This window comes from Akkermansia sp. BCRC 18949 (genome assembly GCF_045011645.1).
In the GTDB taxonomy this organism is placed as follows: Bacteria; Verrucomicrobiota; Verrucomicrobiia; order Verrucomicrobiales; family Akkermansiaceae; genus Akkermansia; species Akkermansia massiliensis.
Genome location: NZ_CP123619.1, coordinates 2708923 through 2729532, shown reverse-complemented (window position 1 = coordinate 2729532; position 20610 = coordinate 2708923). Strand labels below are relative to the sequence as shown.

General features: G+C 58.9%; 19 protein-coding genes. 4 read left to right on the top strand and 15 right to left on the bottom strand.

Annotated features, from left to right (window positions below; all coding sequences use genetic code 11):
* Nucleotides 1–36 precede the first annotated feature (36 nt).
* The 5 genes from P8A25_RS11470 to tadA all read right to left on the bottom strand — a co-directional run bounded on the left by P8A25_RS11470 (nt 37) and on the right by tadA (nt 3742).
* A complete protein-coding gene (locus P8A25_RS11470; protein WP_012420130.1) occupies nt 37–267 on the bottom strand; it encodes a ferrous iron transport protein A in 231 nt (76 codons plus the stop codon).
* A 31-nt stretch (nt 268–298) separates the two neighbouring features.
* Nucleotides 299–511 carry a FeoA family protein gene (locus P8A25_RS11465; RefSeq protein ID WP_022398203.1) on the bottom strand — a complete coding sequence of 71 codons (213 nt, stop codon included), beginning with the start codon at nt 509–511 and terminating at the stop codon, nt 299–301.
* 253 nt (nt 512–764) lie between these two features.
* Nucleotides 765–2144: a cytochrome c peroxidase gene (locus tag P8A25_RS11460; protein ID WP_215442352.1), complete on the bottom strand. Its 1380-nt coding sequence runs from the start codon at nt 2142–2144 to the stop codon at nt 765–767.
* A 66-nt stretch (nt 2145–2210) separates the two neighbouring features.
* On the bottom strand, nt 2211–3203 hold the full coding sequence (lipA, locus tag P8A25_RS11455) for a lipoyl synthase (RefSeq protein ID WP_257228125.1): 993 nt from the start codon (nt 3201–3203) through the stop codon (nt 2211–2213).
* A complete protein-coding gene (gene tadA, locus P8A25_RS11450; protein ID WP_251841018.1) occupies nt 3200–3742 on the bottom strand; it encodes a tRNA adenosine(34) deaminase TadA in 543 nt (180 codons plus the stop codon). Before tadA ends, lipA begins: the two co-directional genes overlap by 4 nt.
* Nucleotides 3743–3901: 159 nt before the next feature.
* Here tadA and P8A25_RS11445 point away from each other — a divergent pair, with 159 nt between their 5' ends.
* Nucleotides 3902–4900 carry an ROK family protein gene (locus P8A25_RS11445; RefSeq protein WP_022398199.1) on the top strand — a complete coding sequence of 333 codons (999 nt, stop codon included), beginning with the start codon at nt 3902–3904 and terminating at the stop codon, nt 4898–4900.
* 58 nt (nt 4901–4958) lie between these two features.
* Nucleotides 4959–6884 carry a heavy metal translocating P-type ATPase gene (locus P8A25_RS11440; RefSeq protein WP_215442351.1) on the top strand — a complete coding sequence of 642 codons (1926 nt, stop codon included), beginning with the start codon at nt 4959–4961 and terminating at the stop codon, nt 6882–6884.
* Between the two features lie 15 nt (nt 6885–6899).
* On the opposite strand, the gene P8A25_RS11435 is transcribed toward P8A25_RS11440, so the two are convergent.
* From P8A25_RS11435 to P8A25_RS11400, 8 genes are all read right to left on the bottom strand, one after another.
* On the bottom strand, nt 6900–7097 hold the full coding sequence (locus tag P8A25_RS11435) for a hypothetical protein (protein WP_404838702.1): 198 nt from the start codon (nt 7095–7097) through the stop codon (nt 6900–6902).
* 67 nt (nt 7098–7164) lie between these two features.
* On the bottom strand, nt 7165–8610 hold the full coding sequence (gene rho, locus P8A25_RS11430) for a transcription termination factor Rho (protein WP_215442350.1): 1446 nt from the start codon (nt 8608–8610) through the stop codon (nt 7165–7167).
* Complete coding sequence (coaE, locus tag P8A25_RS11425; protein WP_215442349.1) at nt 8603–9208, bottom strand: dephospho-CoA kinase; 606 nt, start codon at nt 9206–9208, stop codon at nt 8603–8605. Before coaE ends, rho begins: the two co-directional genes overlap by 8 nt.
* A 94-nt stretch (nt 9209–9302) precedes the next feature.
* Nucleotides 9303–12032 (bottom strand): Amuc_1098 family type IV pilus outer membrane protein, encoded by a 2730-nt coding sequence (locus P8A25_RS11420; protein WP_102721220.1) that lies wholly within the window; start codon nt 12030–12032, stop codon nt 9303–9305.
* Nucleotides 12033–12103: 71 nt separating this feature from the next.
* Entirely contained in the window at nt 12104–13117 is a 1014-nt protein-coding gene (locus P8A25_RS11415; RefSeq protein ID WP_022398193.1) for an Amuc_1099 family pilus-like system protein, read from the bottom strand.
* A gap of 33 nt (nt 13118–13150) precedes the next feature.
* Nucleotides 13151–14107, bottom strand: coding sequence for an Amuc_1100 family pilus-like protein (locus P8A25_RS11410; RefSeq protein ID WP_215442348.1), 957 nt, complete (start codon nt 14105–14107; stop codon nt 13151–13153).
* 29 nt (nt 14108–14136) lie between these two features.
* Entirely contained in the window at nt 14137–15975 is a 1839-nt protein-coding gene (locus P8A25_RS11405; protein WP_022398191.1) for an Amuc_1101 family PilM-like pilus complex protein, read from the bottom strand.
* 51 nt (nt 15976–16026) lie between these two features.
* A complete protein-coding gene (locus tag P8A25_RS11400) occupies nt 16027–16740 on the bottom strand; it encodes an Amuc_1102 family pilus-like protein (RefSeq protein WP_022398190.1) in 714 nt (237 codons plus the stop codon).
* 194 nt (nt 16741–16934) lie between these two features.
* Here P8A25_RS11400 and P8A25_RS11395 point away from each other — a divergent pair, with 194 nt between their 5' ends.
* Together P8A25_RS11395 and lgt are read left to right on the top strand one after the other, a co-directional pair.
* Complete coding sequence (locus tag P8A25_RS11395; RefSeq protein WP_022398189.1) at nt 16935–18014, top strand: M42 family metallopeptidase; 1080 nt, start codon at nt 16935–16937, stop codon at nt 18012–18014.
* An 11-nt stretch (nt 18015–18025) separates the two neighbouring features.
* Nucleotides 18026–19084: a prolipoprotein diacylglyceryl transferase gene (gene lgt / locus P8A25_RS11390; RefSeq protein WP_215442347.1), complete on the top strand. Its 1059-nt coding sequence runs from the start codon at nt 18026–18028 to the stop codon at nt 19082–19084.
* On the opposite strand, the gene P8A25_RS11385 is transcribed toward lgt, so the two are convergent.
* Nucleotides 19081–19815: a DUF3313 family protein gene (locus P8A25_RS11385; protein ID WP_102726533.1), complete on the bottom strand. Its 735-nt coding sequence runs from the start codon at nt 19813–19815 to the stop codon at nt 19081–19083. The genes lgt and P8A25_RS11385 overlap by 4 nt on opposite strands.
* 81 nt (nt 19816–19896) lie before the next feature.
* Nucleotides 19897–20598, bottom strand: a complete 702-nt coding sequence (locus P8A25_RS11380; protein WP_215442346.1) for a hypothetical protein — start codon at nt 20596–20598, stop codon at nt 19897–19899.
* Between the last annotated feature and the right edge of the window lie 12 nt (nt 20599–20610).

The window sequence follows — 20610 nt, the reverse complement described above, 5'->3', positions numbered from 1 at the left end:
TGTCAGGTCAGGAAACGTGCGGTAATAAGGGCGGAATCAATGGATATGGATGTTCTCGGCTTCCGATTTGCGAATGGAGAGTTCGTAGCCGCGGACAGTGACTTCAATGGGATCTCCCAGGGGGGCGACTTTGCGGATGAAAATCTGCGTTCCCTTGGTGACTCCCATGTCCATGATGCGCCTTCTGACCGGGCCTTCCCCCGCCAGTTTCCCGACGGTCACGGTTTCCCCGATCAGGGCGTCTCTTAATGTACGGTGTTTGGTCATAGAATGATGGCTGATTGTTGGATGAGAAGGTTCAGGCCACGAATATCTTGCATGCAAGAGCCTTGCTGAGAGCTATCCGGGACCCCTTGACATTGACGATGAAGTTTCCGCCGTTTTCAGAAACGATGGAAACCGTGCTGCCGGCAACGAAGCCCAGGCTTTCCAGAAAACGCCGGGTTTCATCCCTGCCATGAATTTTGTTAACCTGGCGAATATCGCCGATGTTGAGCATGGAGAGTGGCATGGTGTGTGTATGAATCAAATCCGGGAGAAAGTTAGTTTCATCAAACTAGTAAGTCAATGATATTATGTGCCTGTGTTTTCAATTTGGATAAAAATTATTCATCATGAATCATTTACCCATTAGTTTAATCTAAGTATGACGCGGAGGAAAAGCCGGAAACGGGGGTTTTCCGGCAATAAGCCGGAAGGGGGAATACAAAAAAGCCGCGCCATGAAGGTTCATGGCGCGGCTGGAAAAAATGCTTTCCTCTGGCTCAGGAGGCGGGGCAGACTTCGCCCTGGACGGGCTTGCCGTTGTATTCCCCGGTCAGGGTTTTCAGGAAGGCCACCAGCAAGCTCACCTCTTTCTTGTCCAATTTGTCGTAGCCGAGCTGGTAGTGGTACATCTTGGTGATGGCTTCCTCCAGCGTCTGGGCGGAGGCGTCATGCATGTACGGCCAGGTAAGCTCCACGTTGCGGAGGGTGGGAACGCGGAACCTGTGCCTGTCTGATTCCTTCTTGGAAAAGTTCATCAGGCCGTTGTCGTCATTGGTCTTGGCGCGTCCGGCAAAGAAGTCTCCCTTGAGGTCGGCGTATTCAAAGGACTGGCCGCCCATGGCGGGGCCGGTGTGGCAGGTCTGGCAACCGAGCTTGAGGAAGAGCCTGTAGCCCTTCTTGGCATTCTCGCTGATGGCGTTTTCATCACCCTTCAAATAACGGTCGAACGGGCTGTTCGGCGTGATGAGGGTCTTTTCATATTCCGCGATGGCGTTTGTGATGGTTTCTCCGTTGAAGCCCTGGGGATAAACCTTCCTGAATTCCGCGGCAAACGCGGTGTCCTGGTTCAGCTTGGCGGCGATCTGGTTCCAGTCGTCCGGATGTTCGTAACCCATTTCCACCGGGTTCAGGGGAGGTCCGCCCGCCTGTTCCTGGAGGTTGGCGGCGCGTCCGTCCCAAAACTGCTTGGTGTGGAAGGCGGCGTTGAAGACGGTGGGGGCGTTGATGCCTCCCTTCTGGCCGCGGACTCCGGTGGAGGTGGCCAGGTTGTCCGTGCCGGCCTTCTTCAGGGAGTGGCAGGAAGCGCAGGAAACGGTATTGTCCGTGGAGAGGCGCACGTCATGGAACAGCTTATAGCCCAGGGCCACCTTGGCCGGATCCGTGGGAAGGGCGTCTGGAATGGGGGAGATGGCGGTGATGGCGTACTCCTTGCCCACCATGTCGCCGAAGATTTTCAGGCGTTCATCCTTGACCCACTGGAGCATGGCTGCTTTTTCCGGAAGGGTGAGCGTGCTGCCCCAGTGCACCATGGTGTAGGAGGTGGGTGGCATGGAATTGATCTGGAGCACGTGTTCCAGTTTGGAAAGGGTCACGGCAGTGGGCGGTTCATCCATGTTGTAGCTACGCTGTCCGTCCCGGATGTGGCGCGCCAGCAGGCCGCCGGAAAGGGTGTTCACCAATTCGGAAATGTGGGTGCCGGGCTTATGGCAGTCCGCACACTTGGAGTTCATGGTATGTGCGGTGATTTCCGCCGCCTGGGCGGATGTCAGGGGCTTGATATTCTGGTTCGGCAGGAACAGGGGCGCGACTGCCGCCGTCACGATGACCGTGCCGCCCAGAATGGCCCCGGCCGTGATGAAGGAACGTGTTTTGCTCATGAGATTCTCAATGACGTGGAATTGCCTGTATGGTAAAAGGGAAGGGTTAATATATCAAGATTTATTCTAAAGTTCGCCGGCCTTTCTCAAATCTTCGTTAATGGCCTCCAGCACGTCCGCTTCCGGGGTGAAATTGGCGGCATGGTAGGAGCTGCGGACCAGCGGCCCGGACGCCACGTGCCTGAAGCCCTTGGCTCGCGCGACCTCCTCATAACGGACGAAGTCGTCCGGATGGATGTATTTGACCACCGGCAGGTGGTTGCGGGAGGGGCGCAGGTACTGCCCCAGCGTCAGCACCGTGACGCCGTGCTCCAGCAGGTCGTCCATGGACCGGAAAAGCTCGTCTTCCGTCTCTCCCAGGCCCAGCATGATGCCGCTTTTGGTGGAAACCTTGCCGTCTACGCAGTCCAGCGCCATCCGGAGGACGCGCAGGGAGCGCTGGTACTGGGCGCGGAAGCGCACGATGGGCGTCAGGCGTTCCACCGTTTCCAGATTGTGGCCGAAGATGTGGGGGCGTGCCGCCATCAGCGTCCGGATGGAGGAGGGCTTCTCATTCAGGTCCGAGGCCAGCACCTCAATGATGGTGGAGGGACTGGCTTTTCTGACGGCCCGGATTACTTGGGCGAAGTGGGCGGCGGCTCCGTCCGGAAGGTCGTCCCGGGTGACCATGGTAATGACGGCGTGGCGCAGCTTCATGTGCACGACGGCGTCCGCCACGTGCTGCGGCTCCTCCGGGTCCAGCGGAAAGGGCTTGGCGGTTTTTACGGCGCAATAGGCGCAGGCGCGCGTGCACCGCTCCCCGGCGATCATGAAAGTGGCCGTGCCCTGGTTCCAGCATTCGTAGCGGTTGGGGCAGTGGGCTTCTTCACAGACGGTGAACAGGTGCTTGCCTTCCACAAGCTGCTTGACGTCCCAGAATTCCCGGCCATTGGGCAGGCGCACCTTGATCCAGGACGGCTTGCGTTCCGTCCCTTCCGCAGTCTCGTTGTCGTTCCGGTGTTCCATAGCCCCGCTAGCTTGCCGTGAGTCCGCTGCTTTGGCAAATGCAAAGTGCTTTATTCGGGGCCGTCTTCCCCGTTTTCATCCGGGATTGCGGGGGAGTCCGCAGCCAGCTTCTTCCGTTCTTTGGCCGCCAGCCGCGCCGCACGGAAAAATTCCTGGAGGTGGTGCAGGCATTCGTCCCCCAGAACGCCGGGACGCACCTCGCACTTGTGGTTGAGGGGAGGGTTGGAATCCAGCAGGTTGATCCAGCCTCCCGCGGCTCCGGTCCTGGCGTCCGGACAGCCGAAGACCACCCGGTCCGGGCGGCAGTGGACGATGGCCCCCGCGCACATGGGGCACGGTTCCTTGGTGACGTACAGGGTGCAGCCTTCCAGCCGCCAGTCGCCCAGCGCCTCCTGGGCTGCCGTCAGGGCGATCATCTCCGCATGGGCCGTGGCGTCCTTGAGGGCCTCCACCTGGTTCCAGCCCCGGCCGATCACGCGGCCGTCTTTCACCACGATGGCCCCGATGGGCACCTCCCCCTTCACCAGGGCTTTTCTGGATTCTTTCATGGCTTGGCGCATGAACCATTCGTCCGAACCGGGCATTTCCATCATCACGGCGCCTATCATGGACTGGACGGCGCATCCCTGGCAAGCCCTTTCTGGAGGATATTTATTGTATTTTATACAAGAAGTTCGGCATGCCGCGGAAAGGGATGGGTGTGAATGCGTTTTTGCGTTGATTCCAGGGGGTGCGTGGCATAAGTATGAACCATGAGCTTTTCAGAACCCTGCGCATTGGCCGTGGACTTCGGCGGTACGAGCATCAAAATGGGCGTGACGGCGGGGGACCGTATTCTGGCGACAGCGGACCGCATTCCCACCGCCATGTTTGAAAGTCCCCAGGCGATTATTGAGGCCATGATTGCGGCGGCCCTGAACCTGCGCGGGCAATTCCCGTCCGCCTGCGTGATGGGCATGGGGATGCCGGGATGGTGCGATTACTACAGGGGGACTCTTTACCAGCTTACCAATGTCCGGGTATGGGACCATGAAGTTCCGGTGAAGGAGCTGATGGAGCAGGCGCTGGGCCTCCCCGTCGTGCTGGACAATGACGCCAACTGCATGGCGTATGCGGAATGGAAGCTGGGCGCCGGGCGCGGCATGTCCAGCCTGGTGTGCCTGACCATGGGGACGGGCATTGGCGGCGGCATTGTGGTGAATGACCGCATCCTCCGGGGGAAACGGCTTTCCACCGGGGAGCTGGGCCAGACGAGCATCCATTACCAGGGCAAGCCCGGCCCGTTCGGCAACCGGGGAGCCATTGAAGAATACATCGGCAACAACGAACTGGCGGCGGAGGCGGTCAAACGGTATGCCGGGGCGGGAATCGTCAAAACCGTGAACGAATGCACGCCCAGGGACCTGGACGAAGCCGCCCGCGCGGGCTGTCCCATCGCCCTCCAGCTATGGGAGGACACGGCGGAAATGCTGGCCTGTCTCATCATGAACCTGATGTACACGCTGGTGCCGGACGCCTTCATCATTGGCGGGGGGGTAGCCAAGGCCGGAGACCTGCTCATGAAGCCCCTGCTGAAGAACCTCAGGGAGCAATTGTTCCCCATGCACATGGAGGAGCTGAAAATCCTGCCCGCCAGATTTGGCGCGGAAGCGGGGCTGCTGGGCGCCGGCGCCATGGCGATGGACGAATTCCTGGGGCAGGGAGTTCTGGAACGTTTTAAGAAAGAAGAAGTAGCAAAAGCTCTTTGTTAGATTGAACTAACATAGGGCTTGCCATAGCGTAGACGCAGGCGTACAAGCGGAACAGGTCATGAGTACGGAACATTCCCACGAACATTTTTCACAAGGAGCTTCCTGCTGCGCCGGAGGGTGCTGTTCAGGAAGCTGCTGCGGCTCCGGAGACGCCATCAGGCCCGTTCCCGCCGTGCTGGGCATCGCTCTGTTTGTCGCCGCCCTGGTGATGGGAAGCGATTCCTGGAGCGGCATGGCTGCATATGCGGCGGCCTACCTGCTGATAGGCTGGGATGTATTGAAGGCGGCTTTTCTGGGGTTGAGGCACGGGCGTGCCATGGATGAAAATTTCCTGATGAGCATTGCCTCCCTGGGAGCGATGTTCCTGGGGGATTATTCCGAAGCCGTCGGGGTGATGCTTTTTTACCGCGTGGGAGAATATCTCCAGGAGCGCGCGGTGGGCAGTTCCCGCCGGTCCGTGAGCGAACTGATGAACCTGAGGCCTGAATCCGTCCATGTGAGGGAGGGCGGCACTGTCCGTGACGTTCCTCCCGCGGAGGTCCGGCCCGGTTCCGTGATTGAAGTGCGCCCCGGAGAGCGTGTCCCGCTGGACGGCACGGTGACGGAAGGGAATTCCGTCCTGGATACCTCCGCCATGACCGGTGAATCCCTTCCGGTGGAGGCCGGGGCCGGAAGCACCGTGCTGGCCGGGTACATCAACGGACAGGGCGTGCTGGAGGTGCGCACGGACCGGGACTGGCGGCATTCCGCCCTGGCGAGGGTCCAGGAACTGGTGGAAGCCGCTTCCGGCCATAAATCCCCCCTGGAAGGAAGGCTGTCCACGTTTTCACGCATCTATACGCCGCTGGTGATCTCCATTGCCGTTCTGGTGTTCCTGCTTTATCCCTTCGTCACGGGCGGAAGCTGGACGGACGGCCTGTTCCGCGCGCTGGTGCTGCTGGTGATCTCCTGCCCCTGTGCGCTGGTGCTGTCCATCCCGCTGGGCTTCTTTGCCGGGATAGGGCGGGCGGCGCGGCAGGGAATTCTGCTGAAAGGGAGCAACTACCTGGATGCCCTGCGGAAAGTGAAGACGGTGGTGTTTGACAAGACCGGAACCTTGACGGAGGGCGTCTTTTCCGTGGATGAAGTGCTTCCACGTGACGGAGTAACGCCGGAGGAATTGCTGTACTGGGCGGCGCACGCGGAAAGCTCCGCCTCCCACCCGCTGGGGCGTTCCATCGTAAAGGCGTATGAAGGCAGCCTGTTCCCGGACCGTGTGGCGGAGCTGGTGGAAGTAACGGGGGGCGGCGTTTCCGCCCGTGTGGAAGGGAAGGCTGTGCTGGTGGGGAAAAAGGCTTTTCTCCAGGAGGCGGGAGTAGAGGCAGGGGAGGAAGAGGATCGCGGCGTAACCATTTACGTGGCTCTGGACGGCGTTCCGCTGGGACGTTTGCGTCTGTCTGACCGGATCAAGCCGGGGGCGGAACAGGCGGTGCGGGAATTGAGGGCGCTGGGCGTTTCCAACCTGATGATGCTGACGGGGGATTCCTCCTCCGCCGGTGCGGAGGTGGGGCGCAAGCTGGGGCTGGACGAGGTGTTCAGCGGGCTGATGCCGGCCGGCAAGCTGGAGCACGTGCGCCGGCTGAAGACGGAAGAAGGGCTGCTCGCCTTTGTGGGGGACGGCATGAATGACGCTCCTTCCCTGGCTGCCGCGGACATCGGCATAGCCATGGGCGGCGTAGGGTCTGATACGGCTCTCCAGGCTGCGGACGTGGTGGTGATGAAAGGAGACCCCGTTGCCGTTCCGCAGGGGATGGTTCTGTCACGGGCGACGGAGCGCATTATCGTGCAGAACATTGTTCTCATCCTGGGCGTCAAACTGCTGGTGATGGTGCTGGGTATTCTGGGGCTGGCCGGTATGTGGGCCGCCGTCATGGCGGATGTAGGCGTCTGCCTGCTTGCGGTGGGCAACTCCATGCGTATTTTCCGGGTAAAACTGGACGCGTGACGGAGGAGAATCCGTTCACTCCACCCCCTTGTTCCGGGCGGAGCGGCTCCCGGCAAACATGCTATCCATGATGTCCATGATGTCCATGATGTCCATGATGTCCATGATGTCCATGATGTCCATGATGTCCATGATGTCCATGATGTCCATGATGTCCATGATGTCCATGATGTCCATGATATTGCCGCGGAACCCGGAAATGACGGGGAACATCCCCATAAAAAACCTCCGTCCCGGTGAGGGAACGGAGGCGGTAAAGACGGAAAAAGGGAGGTGAACCTTAACGCAGCCCTGTCAGCAGGAGTTCCGCATTGTTCTGTGTCTTGGAGATATTTTGCAGGAGGGCCTGGAGGCCTTCCCAGCCCGGCTTCATGGCGAGCTGGCGGCGAAGCTGCATGATCTTGACGAACTCCTGTTCGTTGTACAGCCTGTCGTCATTGCGGGTGCCGCTCTGGGAAAGGGAGATGGCCGGATAAATGCGCCGTTCGGAAAGCTCCCGGTCCAGCCGGATTTCCAAATTGCCCGTTCCCTTGAATTCTTCAAAAATCACTTCATCCATTCTGGACTCCGTATCCACCAGGCACGTGGCGATGATGGTCAGGCTGCCGCCTTCCTCCACGTTGCGCGCGGCGGAAAAGAACTTGCGCGGTTTTTCCAGCGCATTGGAACCCAGGCCGCCGGACATGATGCGCCCCCCCGTCTGGTTGGCGTTGTAGCCGCGGGCCAGCCGGGTAAGGGAGTCCAGCAGGATGACGACGTCCTTGCCCATTTCCACCAGCCGCTTGGCTCTCTCAATGACCAGGTCGGAAACCTGGGCGTGGCGGCGGGAAGGCTCGTCAAAGGTGGAGGCGTACACCGGAGCATCCACGGTTTCTTCAAAATCTGTTACTTCCTCCGGGCGTTCGTCCAGCAGCAGCACGATCAATTCCACTTCCGGATAATTGGCCCTGATGGAACGGGCGATTGTTTTCAGAAGAACGGTTTTGCCGCCGCGCGGGGGCGCCACGATCAGGCCGCGCTGGCCTTTGCCGAAGGGGGTCATGAGGTCCAGCACGCGCATGGCGGCGGAATTGACCTCCTTGTTTTCCAGAAGGAGGCGTTCCTTCGGGAAGAGGGGGGTGAGGCGTTCAAAGTCACTGCGCGCCCGGTACTCTTCTGCGGGGATGCCTTCCACGCTGATGACGGAAGAGGCGGAAAGGTACTTGTCATGGGGACGCAGCTTGCGCAGCCTGACCTTGATCTGCTGGCCTACGCGGAGGTGCAGGGGCTTGATGAGGTTGCCGCCCAGGTAAATATCATCCGGAGAGGTGCGGAAGCTTTTGACCGGATCCCTCAGCATGGCGTAATTGTCCTTGGCCTGTTCCATGACTCCGGAGACGACTACTTCATGGCCCTTTGCCAGAAGCTGCTTTCCCAGCTCAAAAATCAGTTGGGACTTGGTGAGGGAGGCCGCGTTCCGGATAGGGAGGCTTTCCGCCATCTCCTGAAGATCGTTCAGGGGGCGTTCCCGCAGTTCATTGATGTCAATCTGTTCCGGAACGGGAGCGGCGGCTTCCTCCGCCCGGGCTGGGACTGCCGGAGCGCAGGCCGTATCCCCTGCGTTTTCCTCCGGAGCGGCAGCCGGATGTTCCTCAGAAATCCCTTCCGGTGCGGGAAGGGGCTTGGGGGGAGCCGCCTGCGGATCCTCTCCGGAGGGGAGGCGCTTGTTGTCGAGTTCTTCAGTCATGAAAAAAATGTTGGTAGAGTCTTTGGATTTGCTGGCGGAGCAGGTCCGGCGGTCCTTCGTTCCAGAGGACGAAATCGGCCGCGGCCACTTTTTCCATGATAGGACGCTGGGCCGCCAGAATGGCTTCAATCATGTCCTCACGGAATCCGTTCCTGAGAGCCAGGCGGGTCTTCTGCGTTTCCCGGGAAACGGCCACCACGCACACGGCATCCTGGTGGTAGCGCGCCGATGTTTCAAAAAACAGGGGCACGTCAATGACAAACCCGGCTACCGCCGCATTCTGACGCGCCGCCCGCATTTGCGCAAGACATTCTTGGTGCAGCAGGGGGTGAATGATTCCTTCCAGCGTCCTGCGGCTTTCCGGATTCCGGAAGACAAGCTCCCGCAGGAAGTTCCTGTCCGCGCGGCCGTCTTCATCCACGCTGGCGGGTCCGAAGGCGCGGGAGAGCCTCTCCCTGAGCCTGCCGCCGTCCAGTAGCCTGCCTGCCTCCGCATCACAGTCAAAAAGGCGCAGGCGCGGCCCCCCCTTCTTCATCAGCAGGCGGATGGCGGTGGACTTTCCGGTGGCGATTCCGCCGGTCACGATCAGCGTCTTCATGAGGGAAGGGAAAAACCGGGTATGTATGGGACATAAAGAGCGGGTGAAAGGTTCACCCTTTCACCCGCTCCAATATGGACGTTATGCACGCCGCCTACATGGGAGGCAGCAGGCCTTCGGAAGCAGGCAGTGCGCTTTCCGGAGCGGCCGCGGTGGGAAGGGCGTTGCCGCGTACGGGCTGGCCCGTGGCGTCAATGATCTGTCCCGTCACGAAGATCATCAGATTCTTCTTGATGTGGTTGTCGGAGTTGCTGCGGAAGAAGCGTCCGATGAGAGGCAAGTCACCGAAGATCGGCACCTTGTCTTCCACCGTCTGCACGTTTTCCGTGATCAAACCACCGATTGCCACGGTGTGGCCGTCGTAGATGAACAGGGACGTTTCAACGGAACGCTTGGAGAAGATGGGCTGCTCAATGCGGTTTTCCGTCAGAGTCAGGGACATCGGCTTGCCGTCGGAACCAACGCCGGTGGACTGGATCGGGCTGCCGTAGTTCACGAAGCCTTCAAATTCCACGATGCTGGGCTTGAAGTTGAGGTCAATGATGTACTTGTTGTCACCAATGGTGGGCACAACTTCCAGGGTCACGCCGACGGGCTTCATTTCAAACACGCCGGGAGTGGCGGGAGTGACGGGGAAGCTGGTGACCTGGGCCTGGTTTTCGGTGCCTACAAGGTCATCCAGAACGTTGTTCCGGTTATTGTAGTTGCCGCCGCCCCAGCTGCTTACGTTGTTGGGAAGTTCCGGGGGTTCGTATTCGGTGGGGTACCAGAATTCGCGGATGATTTCAATCTTGGCGGTTTCACCGGACTTGGCGGTCACGCTGGGAGCGGTGAGAACATCGGAACCCTTCTTCTGGGACAGGCCGCGCATCAGCATCTGGAAGGCGCCTTCGTCATAGATGCCCGTCAGGGACATGATGCCGGGAGCCGGATTCTTCTTGGTGGCTTCAGTGCGGTTGGTGCTGTTCAGCAGGTTGTCCACGGAGTTCTTGGCAATGGCGTAGTCGCCCGTGCGGTTGCCGCCGGTGGCGAGGCCGTTGATCAGGCCGTTGCCGTCCGTATTGGTGCTGTTGTTGTTCACGGGCCAGCCGCTTACGCCGCCAGGGGACTGGGTGAAGTCATCGGGAACGAGGCCGGTGCCGTAGTTCGTGCCGCCGCCCAGGAAGGTGCTGCGGTCGTTGCTGACGGAGAACGGAGTAACGATCCAGTCAAAGCCGAGTTCTTCCGTGTTTTCCTGGGTCACTTCCACGAACTTGGTCATGATGCGCACCTGCTGGGATTCGCCGCGGGTGTTTTCAATGAGCTGTTCGATCAGGTCCAGGTTGCCGGAGGTATTGCGGACGACCAGGGAGGAGTTGCCGTTGACAAGGAATGCCGTGGCGCCTTCCGGGAAGCTGATGCCGCTCTTTTGCAGCAGGCTGCGGATGGAGGGCATGGGCTTGAGGCCGGAGGAGCTTTCACCGCCGCCGCCGAAGGGGTCTTCGCTGACGTCGCCGCCGCCGTCGCCGACGGTGGTGCGGAGAGCGGACTGGAAGCCCGGAGGCACGGAGAAGGTGCGCTGGTAGAGATCCACGTCATTGCCGCCGGCAGGAAGGATGGTGACGGCATAGTCTTCCACCTTCTGGCGCAGGCCGGCGTTGCTGCAGATGAAGCGGAGCACTTCCAGCATGGGAACGTTGGTCAGCTTGAGCTGGCCGATCTTGCGGGTGCGGATGCTTTCCTGCGGAGCGGCAACTGGAGCGACTTCCGTGACGTCCGTTGATTCCTCGCCGAAGCCGCCGTCGTCAGCTGCGGGAGCTGTCGGAGTAACGGCTGCGGGCTGGGAGTCGTTGATAACAAAGTTGATGCCGCGTTCGCCGTTCGGGCCTACCGTACGGTCCAGTTCGATGGACTTCTTGCGCAGGTAGTCGATGGCGTCTTCCACGGTGGTGTCTTCAAAGGAGACGGAGGGGATGATGATGCTCTTGAGCTTCATCAGGTTGGCCGTGGCGCCGTTGACATCCGTGATCGGGGCGTTGTCCGCTCCGTCGGCTCCCGTCGGGACTTCCATCGGAATGGGGCGTTCCCACATTTTGTCTACTTCCGCAAGCATGGTGCTGCGGGTCTCGTCGTAGGCGGCCGCATAATAGGCCATTCTGCGGCGGTTGACCGTTTCCTGTCCGCGGCGGGCTGCCACGTTGTACGGGTCAATGGAAAGAACCTTGTTGAATTCGGCGATGGCTTTGTCGTAGTCGCCGAGGTCATAGTAACCATAGGCCATGTGAAGGAGGGTGTTCACCTTTTCCACGTTCTTGACGTGTTCGGGGGTAAGCGCCGGATTCGTGCGAATTGGATCCTTCATGTATTCGAGCGTCTGCTTGGCAAGCTTGGCGCTCCGGGGATTGAGCTTGATGGCGTCCTGGAGAAGCTTGTCGGCTTCGTCATAGCGGCCCACTTTGATGTATTCCTGAGCAACGGCGATGCTGGCGTCGCCAATGTGGTTGGCGATGGCTTCCTTGCGCTGGTCGTTGATCGGCGCGGAGGGCAGCATGTTGTAAGCGGCATTGTATTTGTCCAGGGCTTCCTTGTACTTGCCTTCGCGGTACAGGTTGCGGCCTTCTGCAAGGAGCTGCATGGCTTCCTGGGTCTGCGCTTCGCGGCGGGCCATGGCTATGCGCGCTGCATCGGACTGGTAGTAACTGCCCGGTCCGGCGTAGGACGATCCCAAGGCACTGGAGGTTCCGACGGCGCCGCCATCACCAGCCTGCGCAAACGGGCAGGAGGCAGCAATGGCCATCAGCGCGATCAGGGAACGCTTCGGTTGATAAAGTGGTGCGTGGTCCATAGTTAGGTTCTTCTTTTTACATGTTTTTCGGATTTGTGAAGCTTTTTTTTCAGAAAAGTTTAAATCCGGGTCTATTTTTTCTTGCTCAGTGTTGTTTGTTCTCCAGTGGTTTTGTTGGCAATGGTTACGGTCTGCGTAGCATTATCAACGGTTTTCAGCGTATAGGTCTGTTTGGTGTCTCCCGGGATCTGGAAGTCGGCGCCTTCCTCCACTTCAAAGCTGGTATCCCGTTCGGGGCCGGCGGCGATAGTAAGGTTTACTTTCTTATCAATGATTGGAATGACGTATTTTGTGCCGCGCCTGATGGTATAGGTTTGGCCGTTTTTGGTCGGCTTCAAATCCTTGACGACGGCTTCTTCGTCCGTTTCCACCATGTCCAGGCTGGGGTTCTTGAATTCCTTGCTGGCGACGCTGACAAGCTCGAACCTGGGTTCGTCTTTCGTGTTCTTGCGGGTGCCGAACTTGCCGTTGGGCTGGACAATGTTTCTCCAAAGCTCCTGCCTGGCGCGGTTCATGCCCTTGAAGGTGAAGTCATTGCCGTCCGACTGCGTGAAGGCCAGGTAAAAGCCGAACTGCTTGATTTCGTCCACAAAGAGCTTGTTGACGAGGGGTGGGTGGCTGTTCGGATCATTGGGATGCGTTTTAGCCTCATATTCCTCCTGTACGGTGAATCCGTCGTTGTCAGGGTCCCGGGTGAGGACGTCCGAGTAAACGAACTCATTTTCCAGACCGTTGTCCAGGAACCATTTGTTCGGGATGTTGCCGTGGATGGGAGGTCCTGAAATAATGTCAAAGGGTTCCATTCCCCCTTCCTTGATCCAGAGATTGGGAGCTACGAAGCCCACGTACTGCTGCGTTTCCTGCGCAATGGGCTTGAGCTCATGGGAGGCGGAAAGCTCCTGATTGACTTCCGCGGCTTTCTTGATGCCGGGAGGAGGTTCAATCGCCTTTTCCGAAACCTGCGTGGTGAACTTGTACTTGTCATTCAGTCCCAGAAGGGTCACCGTACCATAGACGGCTACCCCCAGGCCCAGGACGATGCCGGAGGCCAGCAGGATTTTGTCGTAGTTTTGTTTTTCAGACATGTTGAAAGTATTTGCTGCGGTTGGTTGCCGTAATTAATCTTCAGACGGTTCCTGTGCCTTGGGCTGGTTGAACTGGACCAGGTTGAGGGAGACCTGTACAAAGATTTGCTCCTTGCCCATGTAAGGTTTGATGAGTTGCTGGATGGCCGGTGCTGCGGGCGCAGCCGCTTCATCAGCCGGCGTCAGGGATGCCGCTCCCGCAGCGGGCTGGGCGGCGGCAGGTTTGGCCGCTGCCGGATTGGCGATGGGGGGAGGCATCATACGCTCGTTGCGGATCCGGATGGAATTAACCGTGAACAGGTAATCCTGGGAGTCCGTAATAGCGTTCATGGCTTTCAGCACGCTTTCCCGGTTGCCCTGGAAGGCGATTTCCAGGGGCATGGGAGTCCAGGGTGCCTGGTTGGGCTCGTCAGCGTCCTCTTCCGGATTGTTCGCCGGATTTTCAATGGGGAGCTGGGGACGGTACACCTTGATGAATTTGGACAGTCCGCAGTCCGTCAGCTTGTTGACGAGGCTGTTGACGGCTTTCAATTCAAAGCCCAGCGTGGAGGCCGCCTGCACGGACGGAGCCTGGGTGCTGTAAACCTGGAAGCCGAGCCAGGAGGAAGTGTCCGTAATCAGAATGTTCTTTTTCTTGCAGGAGGCGATCAGGGCGTCCCTGAACGTTTTCAGTTCATTCTGGAATGCCGTGGGCGTGGTGGGAACCAGCGCGGAGGAAGCAAGGAAGGGCTTGTATGCCGTTTCCAGGCTGGTGACCGCCTTAGCATAGCGGTTCAGTTCCTTTTCCAGCTCCTCGTTGGATGCGCGGCTCGGCGTGATTTCAGCGGCGTTGGCGGATTTGATCTCCTTGGAGGCGACGCTGATTTTCTTGTCCAGCTCGCTGCGTTTGGAATTAACGATGTACCCAGTTACGGATAACCCCAGGAATAAGAGAAGCCCCACGCCCGCCACCATGGCGGCGGGCTTGTTGTCTGTAATCCAATTGCTCATAAAATATGTCTTGTTCGGGTTGGGTAATCTTATTTGTTAAAGTTCACGGGAATGGGAGTTTTTAACGGAAGCACCAGCTTGAAGGGGACAAAGGCCCCTGCCGCTGCGTCTACCTTGGCGTCCTTGGCTCCCAGCTCCATGATCTGGCGGGCTTCCAGCTTTACGTCTCCGGGCTTGAAGGTGAACAGGGATTCCTTGTTCCCGTCTATTTTTGCCTGAAGGTCCTGGATGATTCTCTGGCCGCCCAGACTGCGCCGGACAAACCCGGTCAGGCGCACGGCGTTAACGCTGTAAACGGACGGTTCATCTTCACTGGAGGTGTTCGCGGAGGATTCCATCCTGATGTCGTCCACCAGGGACGTGTTTTTATCCGACGTGAAGGAATCCTTGATAACGGAGTAGCCTGTGATCTGGGTGGTATCCTCCGGATTGAAGTGGGCCAGCGGTTCGAAGTCCGTGAACCAGTAGGGATAATCTTTGTGTTCCGACTGTTCCAGCAGGTGCTTGATGATGTCCGCATATCCGTAGCGCTGTAGTGTGAGCTGTTGGTAGGAGGCCAGGGTGGCGTCCAGTTTTTTCAGCTCCTGTTCCTTCTGGCGCAGGGCGGATTGCTCCGACTTGATGGAGGTGACGGTGGGGTGCACGCCGGCGAGGGTTTCCTCCGCCTTCTGCACGCCCATATATCCGGTGACGGCATAGGCTGCGGCGCCGAGAACGGCGATGGCGGCTCCGGCGATGATGGCGGGCATCTTCTTCTGGTTGGCGCGCTTTTTGGCAATTGCCGTGGGTTCCAGGTCAATGTTGAGGGAAGCCCTGCCGATGGCGTTGACGGCGGTGCCGATCAGGCCGCCCAGGATAAAGGCTTCACGGGAGATGGTGTTCACGTCCACGCCGGAACCCACGCCCACGTTGTGCATGGGGTTGAAGAAGGAAATCGGAATGCCCAGCTTGTCTTCCAGGAATTCCTTGGTGTAGGGCAGGGACGCGCCGCCGCCGCACAGGTAGGCCTTCACGGGAGCGCTTCCGTTCATCTGGGCGCGGTAATGGTTGGTGGTGCGCTGGATTTCGGAAGCCAGCCTGGTCATGGCCGTGCGGATGACGGTAGCCAGGTTGGCCGTGGCGGGATCCAGCCCCTCCGTCTGTCCGTTGCTCATGGAAACGAGGCCGCTGGTGGTCTTCAGGCGTTCCGCCTCCATGAAGGGAACGTTGAATTCCCGGGCGATGGCGGAAGTGACGAAGATGCCGCCCGCGGAAATGCTGCGGGTGAAGAAGCGGCCCTGTTCGCTGTAAATCAGGTCCGTGGACTTGGCGCCGATGTCGATGAGCATCACCGGCTCTTTTTCATCCGGGTAGCTGTCCACATACGCGTTGTACAGGGAGGTCAGCGCGCAGTCCACCTTGCCGGTGGAAAGGTTGTGGGAGACGATTTCGTCATTAAGGGAATCCAGATCTTCCGCCTTGATGGCTACAAGGACGGCTTCCCGTTCCAGGCCCTTGGCGGGGAGGAGGTGGTAGTCCCACACCACTTCATCCAGCGGGAAGGGGACGTGCTGCTGGGCTTCAAAGCGGATGAGCTGTTCCACATCGGTATCATCCAGGGCCGGAAGCTTGACGAAGCGGATGAAAACGGATTGCCCGGAAACGGAATAGTTGGCAACGCTGCCTTTGACATTGAGTTCCTGGACGAGGTCGGCGATTGCCTCCCCTATTTTCGTCAGGCGCAAGCCTTCCGCCGACGGGTCCAGCACTACGAGGCGCGTAGCATAGCGGTCCAGGATAAGGGCGTCTTTGGAGGTCTTGGAAAAGACGCCCATTGAAACTCTCTGGGAACCTACGTTTAATGCGACGATTTGTCGTGAATTAGCCATGGGTGATTTCTGTTAAATAAAAAATGAGATGAGAAAAATGTTGATGGGGCTTTATTCGCCGTCCGCAGCCGGAGCTTCCGTGGGCGTGCCGAACGGGGCCGGGCTGGGAGCCGCCTGCTGGCTGTTGGGCCTCATGATTTCCGGATAACGGTCATACCAGTACACGGAGAAGGGCGTTTCATCCTTGTTCAGGAGGGGATAATAGGAGGTTTCCACGATGCTGGGGGACTGGATGGTCCACCATTTTTCCATCTTGCCGCGTTCGGAGGAATAAGTGGCGACGATTTTGCCATTGTATTCCACCACCACGCCCTGGTACTTCACCCACTTGCCCCTGCCGCCTTCCGAACCGGTGATGCGCTTGACGGAAGAAGGGGAGAGATAGACGGAGGCATACGTGGCTTCCCCTACCGGAACATTGACGTATTTTACTTCCTTGTACAGTTTCAGGTACTGGCGGGCACGGTCCGGGTTGACTACGGCAATATAGAATTTGAACGTCAGGGAATCAATGTAGCCGGACTTGGGCACGGGAGCGGCTTCCACCTTGAAGGGCATTTCAAAATCCGCCCATCTCTTCGGCTTCGGGAGCGGCCGGGGATCGTCCTGGGTCATGACATTGGGGGACTGGCGCATGTACAGGGACAGCTTTTCCAACGTGACCTTCACCTGCATTCTGGGATTGCTGGTGGTTTGCGCCGATGCCGCAGGAATGAAAAGCACCGCAGCCAGCATGGCCGTGATAGTGTTAAGGATGGATTTCATAGCACAATTCGATTCCCTGATTAGTTACACCAAAAACCGAACTGTGGCTAGCAAAAATCTCTTGTTTCTTTCCATGTAACGGGTGTTGCGCAGGATGAGGCTCAATCCGGAGGTTCCCCCCGTGCGGTCAAGAAAAAATCATGCGGCATGGCTGCGGGCTTGACCTGGAAGGGGTGTTTTCACATGCTCGACCCATGGCGATTGATTCGGATCTGCTGAAAAAGTTTTCAGAAGCCCACGGTATTTCAGGGCATGAGGATGAAGTACGGAACCTTGTGGCGCAGGAACTTGAAGGATGCGGGGAATTTTCCTCCGACGGTTCGGGAAGCCTGTTCTGCACCAATGGCGATTCAGGCCCCCGCGTGATGCTGGCCGCCCACATGGATGAAATCGGGTTCCTGGTACAGAACATCACGGCAAACGGCTTTCTTCAACTGGTGGGGATAGGCGGCTGGTGGCCGCATACCCTGTTGAGCCAGCGTGTTCTGGTGAAAACGCGTTCAGGCCGCAGCGTTCAGGGGGTGATCGGTTCCAAGCCTCCCCATTTTCTGCCGGAAGGCCAGCGCAACAGCGTCATGAGCATGGAAGCCCTGTTTGTGGACGTGGGCGCTGAAAGCGCGGAACAGGTGAAAAATGAATTCGGCATTCATCTGGGTGATCCCGTGGTGCCGGACGCGGCATTCTCGCCTCTGGAAAATCCGTTCCGGGTCATGGGCAAGGCCTTTGACAACCGTGCCGGCCTTTCCGTGATGATAGAGGCCTTCAAGACATTGTGCCGGGAAGGACACCCCAATACACTGATTGCCGCCGCCACGGTGCAGGAGGAAGTGGGGACGCGTGGCGCGAAGACGGCCGGAGTCGCCATGCGCCCGGATTGCGTGATCGTGCTGGAAGGCCCCCCCGCGGACGATACCCCCGGTTTTACCGTGGCGGATTCCCAGGGAGCCCTGGGCGGCGGCGTGCAGATCAGGTTGTTTGACCCTACGGCCATCACCAATCCCCGTCTGGCCGCCCTGGCCGAGAAAACGGCGGCGGATGCAGGCATCCCCTTCCAGCTGACGGTGCGCCGTTCCGGCGGAACGGATGCGGCGGCCCTTCATCTCTCCGGCAGGGGAGTTCCCACGATCGTGCTGGGAATCCCCACCCGGTACATTCATGCCCATAACGGCGTGCTGGACCTGCGGGACTACCGCGCGGCGGTGGAACTGACGGTGGCGCTGGTGCGCGCCCTGGACCGTGAAGCCGTGGAAGCCCTTACCCATTATCTGCCCTGAAAGGAACGCCCATGAATTTGACCGCTTACGTACACGACCTGGACCCCGTCATCTGGCAGGTGACGGACTCCATTGCCCTGCGCTGGTATGGCGTGGCCTACCTGATGGGCTTCATCGGCGGATACTTTCTGCTCTCCTGGCTGTCCCGCCGGAAGCTGTATCCCATTCCGCAGGACAGGCTGGCGGACTTTGTCACCTATGTGGCGATCTTCGGCGTCCTGATCGGCGGACGGCTGGGATACGTGCTCTTTTACCAGATACCCAACCACGGCTGGTCCCAGTTCCTGGCGGACCCTCTCATGGCCCTGCGGGTATGGGAAGGGGGCATGGCCAGCCACGGAGGAATGATCGGCGTGGGGCTGTACACGTTCTACTACGCGTGGAAGCACCGCGTCAAGTGGGTGGCCCTGCTGGACGGGCTGGCCATTGTGGCCCCCGTAGGGCTCTTCTTCGGGCGCATGGCCAACTTCATCAATGGGGAACTGTACGGGCGCATTGTATCGCCCGGATCCGCCCAGGGAATGATCTTTCCGGCGGAACTGTCCCAGGACCCGGACTTGTTCGTCCGCGTGGCCTCCCGCATCTATGAAACGCCCGGATTGCTGGACAAGCTTTCCCTCTCCGGAATAACCGTGCCGGACCGCATGACTGCCGCCTGGGTGACCGACCGGGTGAGGGATACGCCCGCCATCAAGGAAATCGTGGGGCAGATGATGCAGGACCATGCGCGCTATCCTTCCCAGTTGTATGAAGCATTTGCGGAAGGAGTGCTTCTCTTTGCCGTTCTGTGGTTCATCCGGGTGAAATTCCCGCGTGCCTGGAATGGCGTGTTCTGCGGCATCTTTGCCATTCTCTATGCTGTCGGGAGAATCGTTTGCGAGGAATACCGGGAACCGGACTCCCCCTTCTCCATGGGATTGACCCGCGGGCAGTTCCTCTCCGTCTTCCTCGTGCTGGTGGGCGTCGCCTTCTTCGTCTATGCCTTTAAAACCAGGCAGACGGTGCAGGAATGCACCTTCTATGATCCTGAAAAAAAGGACAAGGAGGAATCAGCCGGAAAAGCCGCTTAAAACGGGTCCAGGTCAACTTCCCCCGTCTTGGGAATATAACTGGAAGGTCCGCCCTTGAAAATGGCGGAAATTCCGCTGGCGAAAAGCTGCAAATTCTGCTGGTCAAAGGCGAAGCGCTCGAACTCCTTCACGGAAAACAGCGTGATGGGGTCCGTATTGTAGGCCTTGAACTCCATGATGCTGGTGCCTGTGCGCATGTCTGACAGGCGCCCTTCAATGCCTACGTCCCCGCTCATGAAATTGCCGAGGATCAGGGAAGTGCCCGGAAGGGGGGACGCCAGGGAAACCAGGTCGGACATGATATTGCCGCCTACGTCCGTAGGCTTCAGCTTGACCATGGCGATGTAAAGAGTCACGCCGCCCGGTGCGGGGCGGTCAACCAGCTGCCACTTGATCCTTCCTCCGGTCTGTTTGGATTTATTCTCCAGCACCCTGCGGATGTCTTTCTGAAGCTCCGTCCTGAACTGTTCCGCCAGGGCCGGGGCCTCCTTCGGGAATCTGGCCTTGATATAATCAATATTGATGGGGGCCACATACACCTTCAGGCGCGGGGAATTCCAGATGGCCTGCTCTGTGGGGTTGTACCAGACGCCCTGGAAGCAGCTCTGTTTGGAATCCGCATGAAGAGGATGGGTAATCAAGGGGGAAACGGGCATGTGCTGGGAACTGGAACAGGAAAAAACCAATCCCGTTCCCAGCGCCAGCAGGAGCCGTGAAATAGCACCGTACATGCAGGATAAGACGGCGCCCGCATGTCCGGTGTTCGAGTCATGACCCGATTGTCATCAAGAGTTTTCCCCGGCGGGGGGAAATCAGGAATGGGAAGGCTCCTCCTCCAGAATTTCCGCAATCTGCCGGGCAAAACGGTCCAGGTTGTACTTGTCGCAGGCGAACTCCTCAAAACTGTTGCAGGAAAAAATATTGATGGGATCCCTGTTGCGCCCGTAAAATTCCTTCAAGATCGTCCCGTTGTCCAGGGAAACGATGTTGCCTTCAATCCCTACCGCTCCAGAGGCGAAATGATTGATAATGAAGGAAACGCCCGGAATCGGCGAGACGATTCCCACGCTCAGGGCCACGACTTTTCCCCCAATGTCCGTGGGCTTTAATTGAACGATCGCCAGGGAAACCTTCACGCCGGGCGTGCGCGGGCGGTCGCTCAGCACCCAGCGGACATGATTGCCGGGCTTCTCATTATTGCGGTCAATCAAGAGGCGAACCTCCTTTTGCAGGGAATCCCGGAATTCGCGCGCCAGGTAGGGGGAAGCCTCCGGGAACTGCTGCCGGATGGAGCTGATTTCCACGGGGGCGATGTAAACGTACTGCCGCCTTTGCTGTTTCCAGAGGAATTGCCCGGCGGAGGGATGGCACCAGACGCCGCCGAGGTTGCCGCGCGCCTCCTTCAGCTCCGCAGCATGAGTAATGAGCGGGGAAACGGGCCGGTAAGGACCGGAAGAGCAGGAAACGCCCGTGAAAAGAATAGCTGCGGCGGAAAAAACAGCACGGAAAAGCATAAAGCCCAGAAT

Bases quoted from the DNA above. Each gene is read 5' to 3' on its own strand.
- P8A25_RS11470 (WP_012420130.1), bottom strand. From the start codon at position 267: ATGACCAAACACCGTACATTAAGAGACGCCCTGATCGGGGAAACCGTG.
- P8A25_RS11465 (WP_022398203.1), bottom strand. From the start codon at position 511: ATGCCACTCTCCATGCTCAACATCGGCGATATTCGCCAGGTTAACAAA.
- P8A25_RS11460 (WP_215442352.1), bottom strand. From the start codon at position 2,144: ATGAGCAAAACACGTTCCTTCATCACGGCCGGGGCCATTCTGGGCGGC.
- tadA (WP_251841018.1), bottom strand. From the start codon at position 3,742: ATGATGGAAATGCCCGGTTCGGACGAATGGTTCATGCGCCAAGCCATG.
- P8A25_RS11445 (WP_022398199.1), top strand. From the start codon at position 3,902: ATGAGCTTTTCAGAACCCTGCGCATTGGCCGTGGACTTCGGCGGTACG.
- P8A25_RS11440 (WP_215442351.1), top strand. From the start codon at position 4,959: ATGAGTACGGAACATTCCCACGAACATTTTTCACAAGGAGCTTCCTGC.
- P8A25_RS11435 (WP_404838702.1), bottom strand. From the start codon at position 7,097: ATGTTCCCCGTCATTTCCGGGTTCCGCGGCAATATCATGGACATCATG.
- rho (WP_215442350.1), bottom strand. From the start codon at position 8,610: ATGACTGAAGAACTCGACAACAAGCGCCTCCCCTCCGGAGAGGATCCG.
- coaE (WP_215442349.1), bottom strand. From the start codon at position 9,208: ATGAAGACGCTGATCGTGACCGGCGGAATCGCCACCGGAAAGTCCACC.
- P8A25_RS11420 (WP_102721220.1), bottom strand. From the start codon at position 12,032: ATGGACCACGCACCACTTTATCAACCGAAGCGTTCCCTGATCGCGCTG.
- P8A25_RS11415 (WP_022398193.1), bottom strand. From the start codon at position 13,117: ATGTCTGAAAAACAAAACTACGACAAAATCCTGCTGGCCTCCGGCATC.
- P8A25_RS11410 (WP_215442348.1), bottom strand. From the start codon at position 14,107: ATGAGCAATTGGATTACAGACAACAAGCCCGCCGCCATGGTGGCGGGC.
- P8A25_RS11405 (WP_022398191.1), bottom strand. From the start codon at position 15,975: ATGGCTAATTCACGACAAATCGTCGCATTAAACGTAGGTTCCCAGAGA.
- P8A25_RS11400 (WP_022398190.1), bottom strand. From the start codon at position 16,740: ATGAAATCCATCCTTAACACTATCACGGCCATGCTGGCTGCGGTGCTT.
- P8A25_RS11395 (WP_022398189.1), top strand. From the start codon at position 16,935: ATGGCGATTGATTCGGATCTGCTGAAAAAGTTTTCAGAAGCCCACGGT.
- lgt (WP_215442347.1), top strand. From the start codon at position 18,026: ATGAATTTGACCGCTTACGTACACGACCTGGACCCCGTCATCTGGCAG.
- P8A25_RS11385 (WP_102726533.1), bottom strand. From the start codon at position 19,815: ATGTACGGTGCTATTTCACGGCTCCTGCTGGCGCTGGGAACGGGATTG.
- P8A25_RS11380 (WP_215442346.1), bottom strand. From the start codon at position 20,598: ATGCTTTTCCGTGCTGTTTTTTCCGCCGCAGCTATTCTTTTCACGGGC.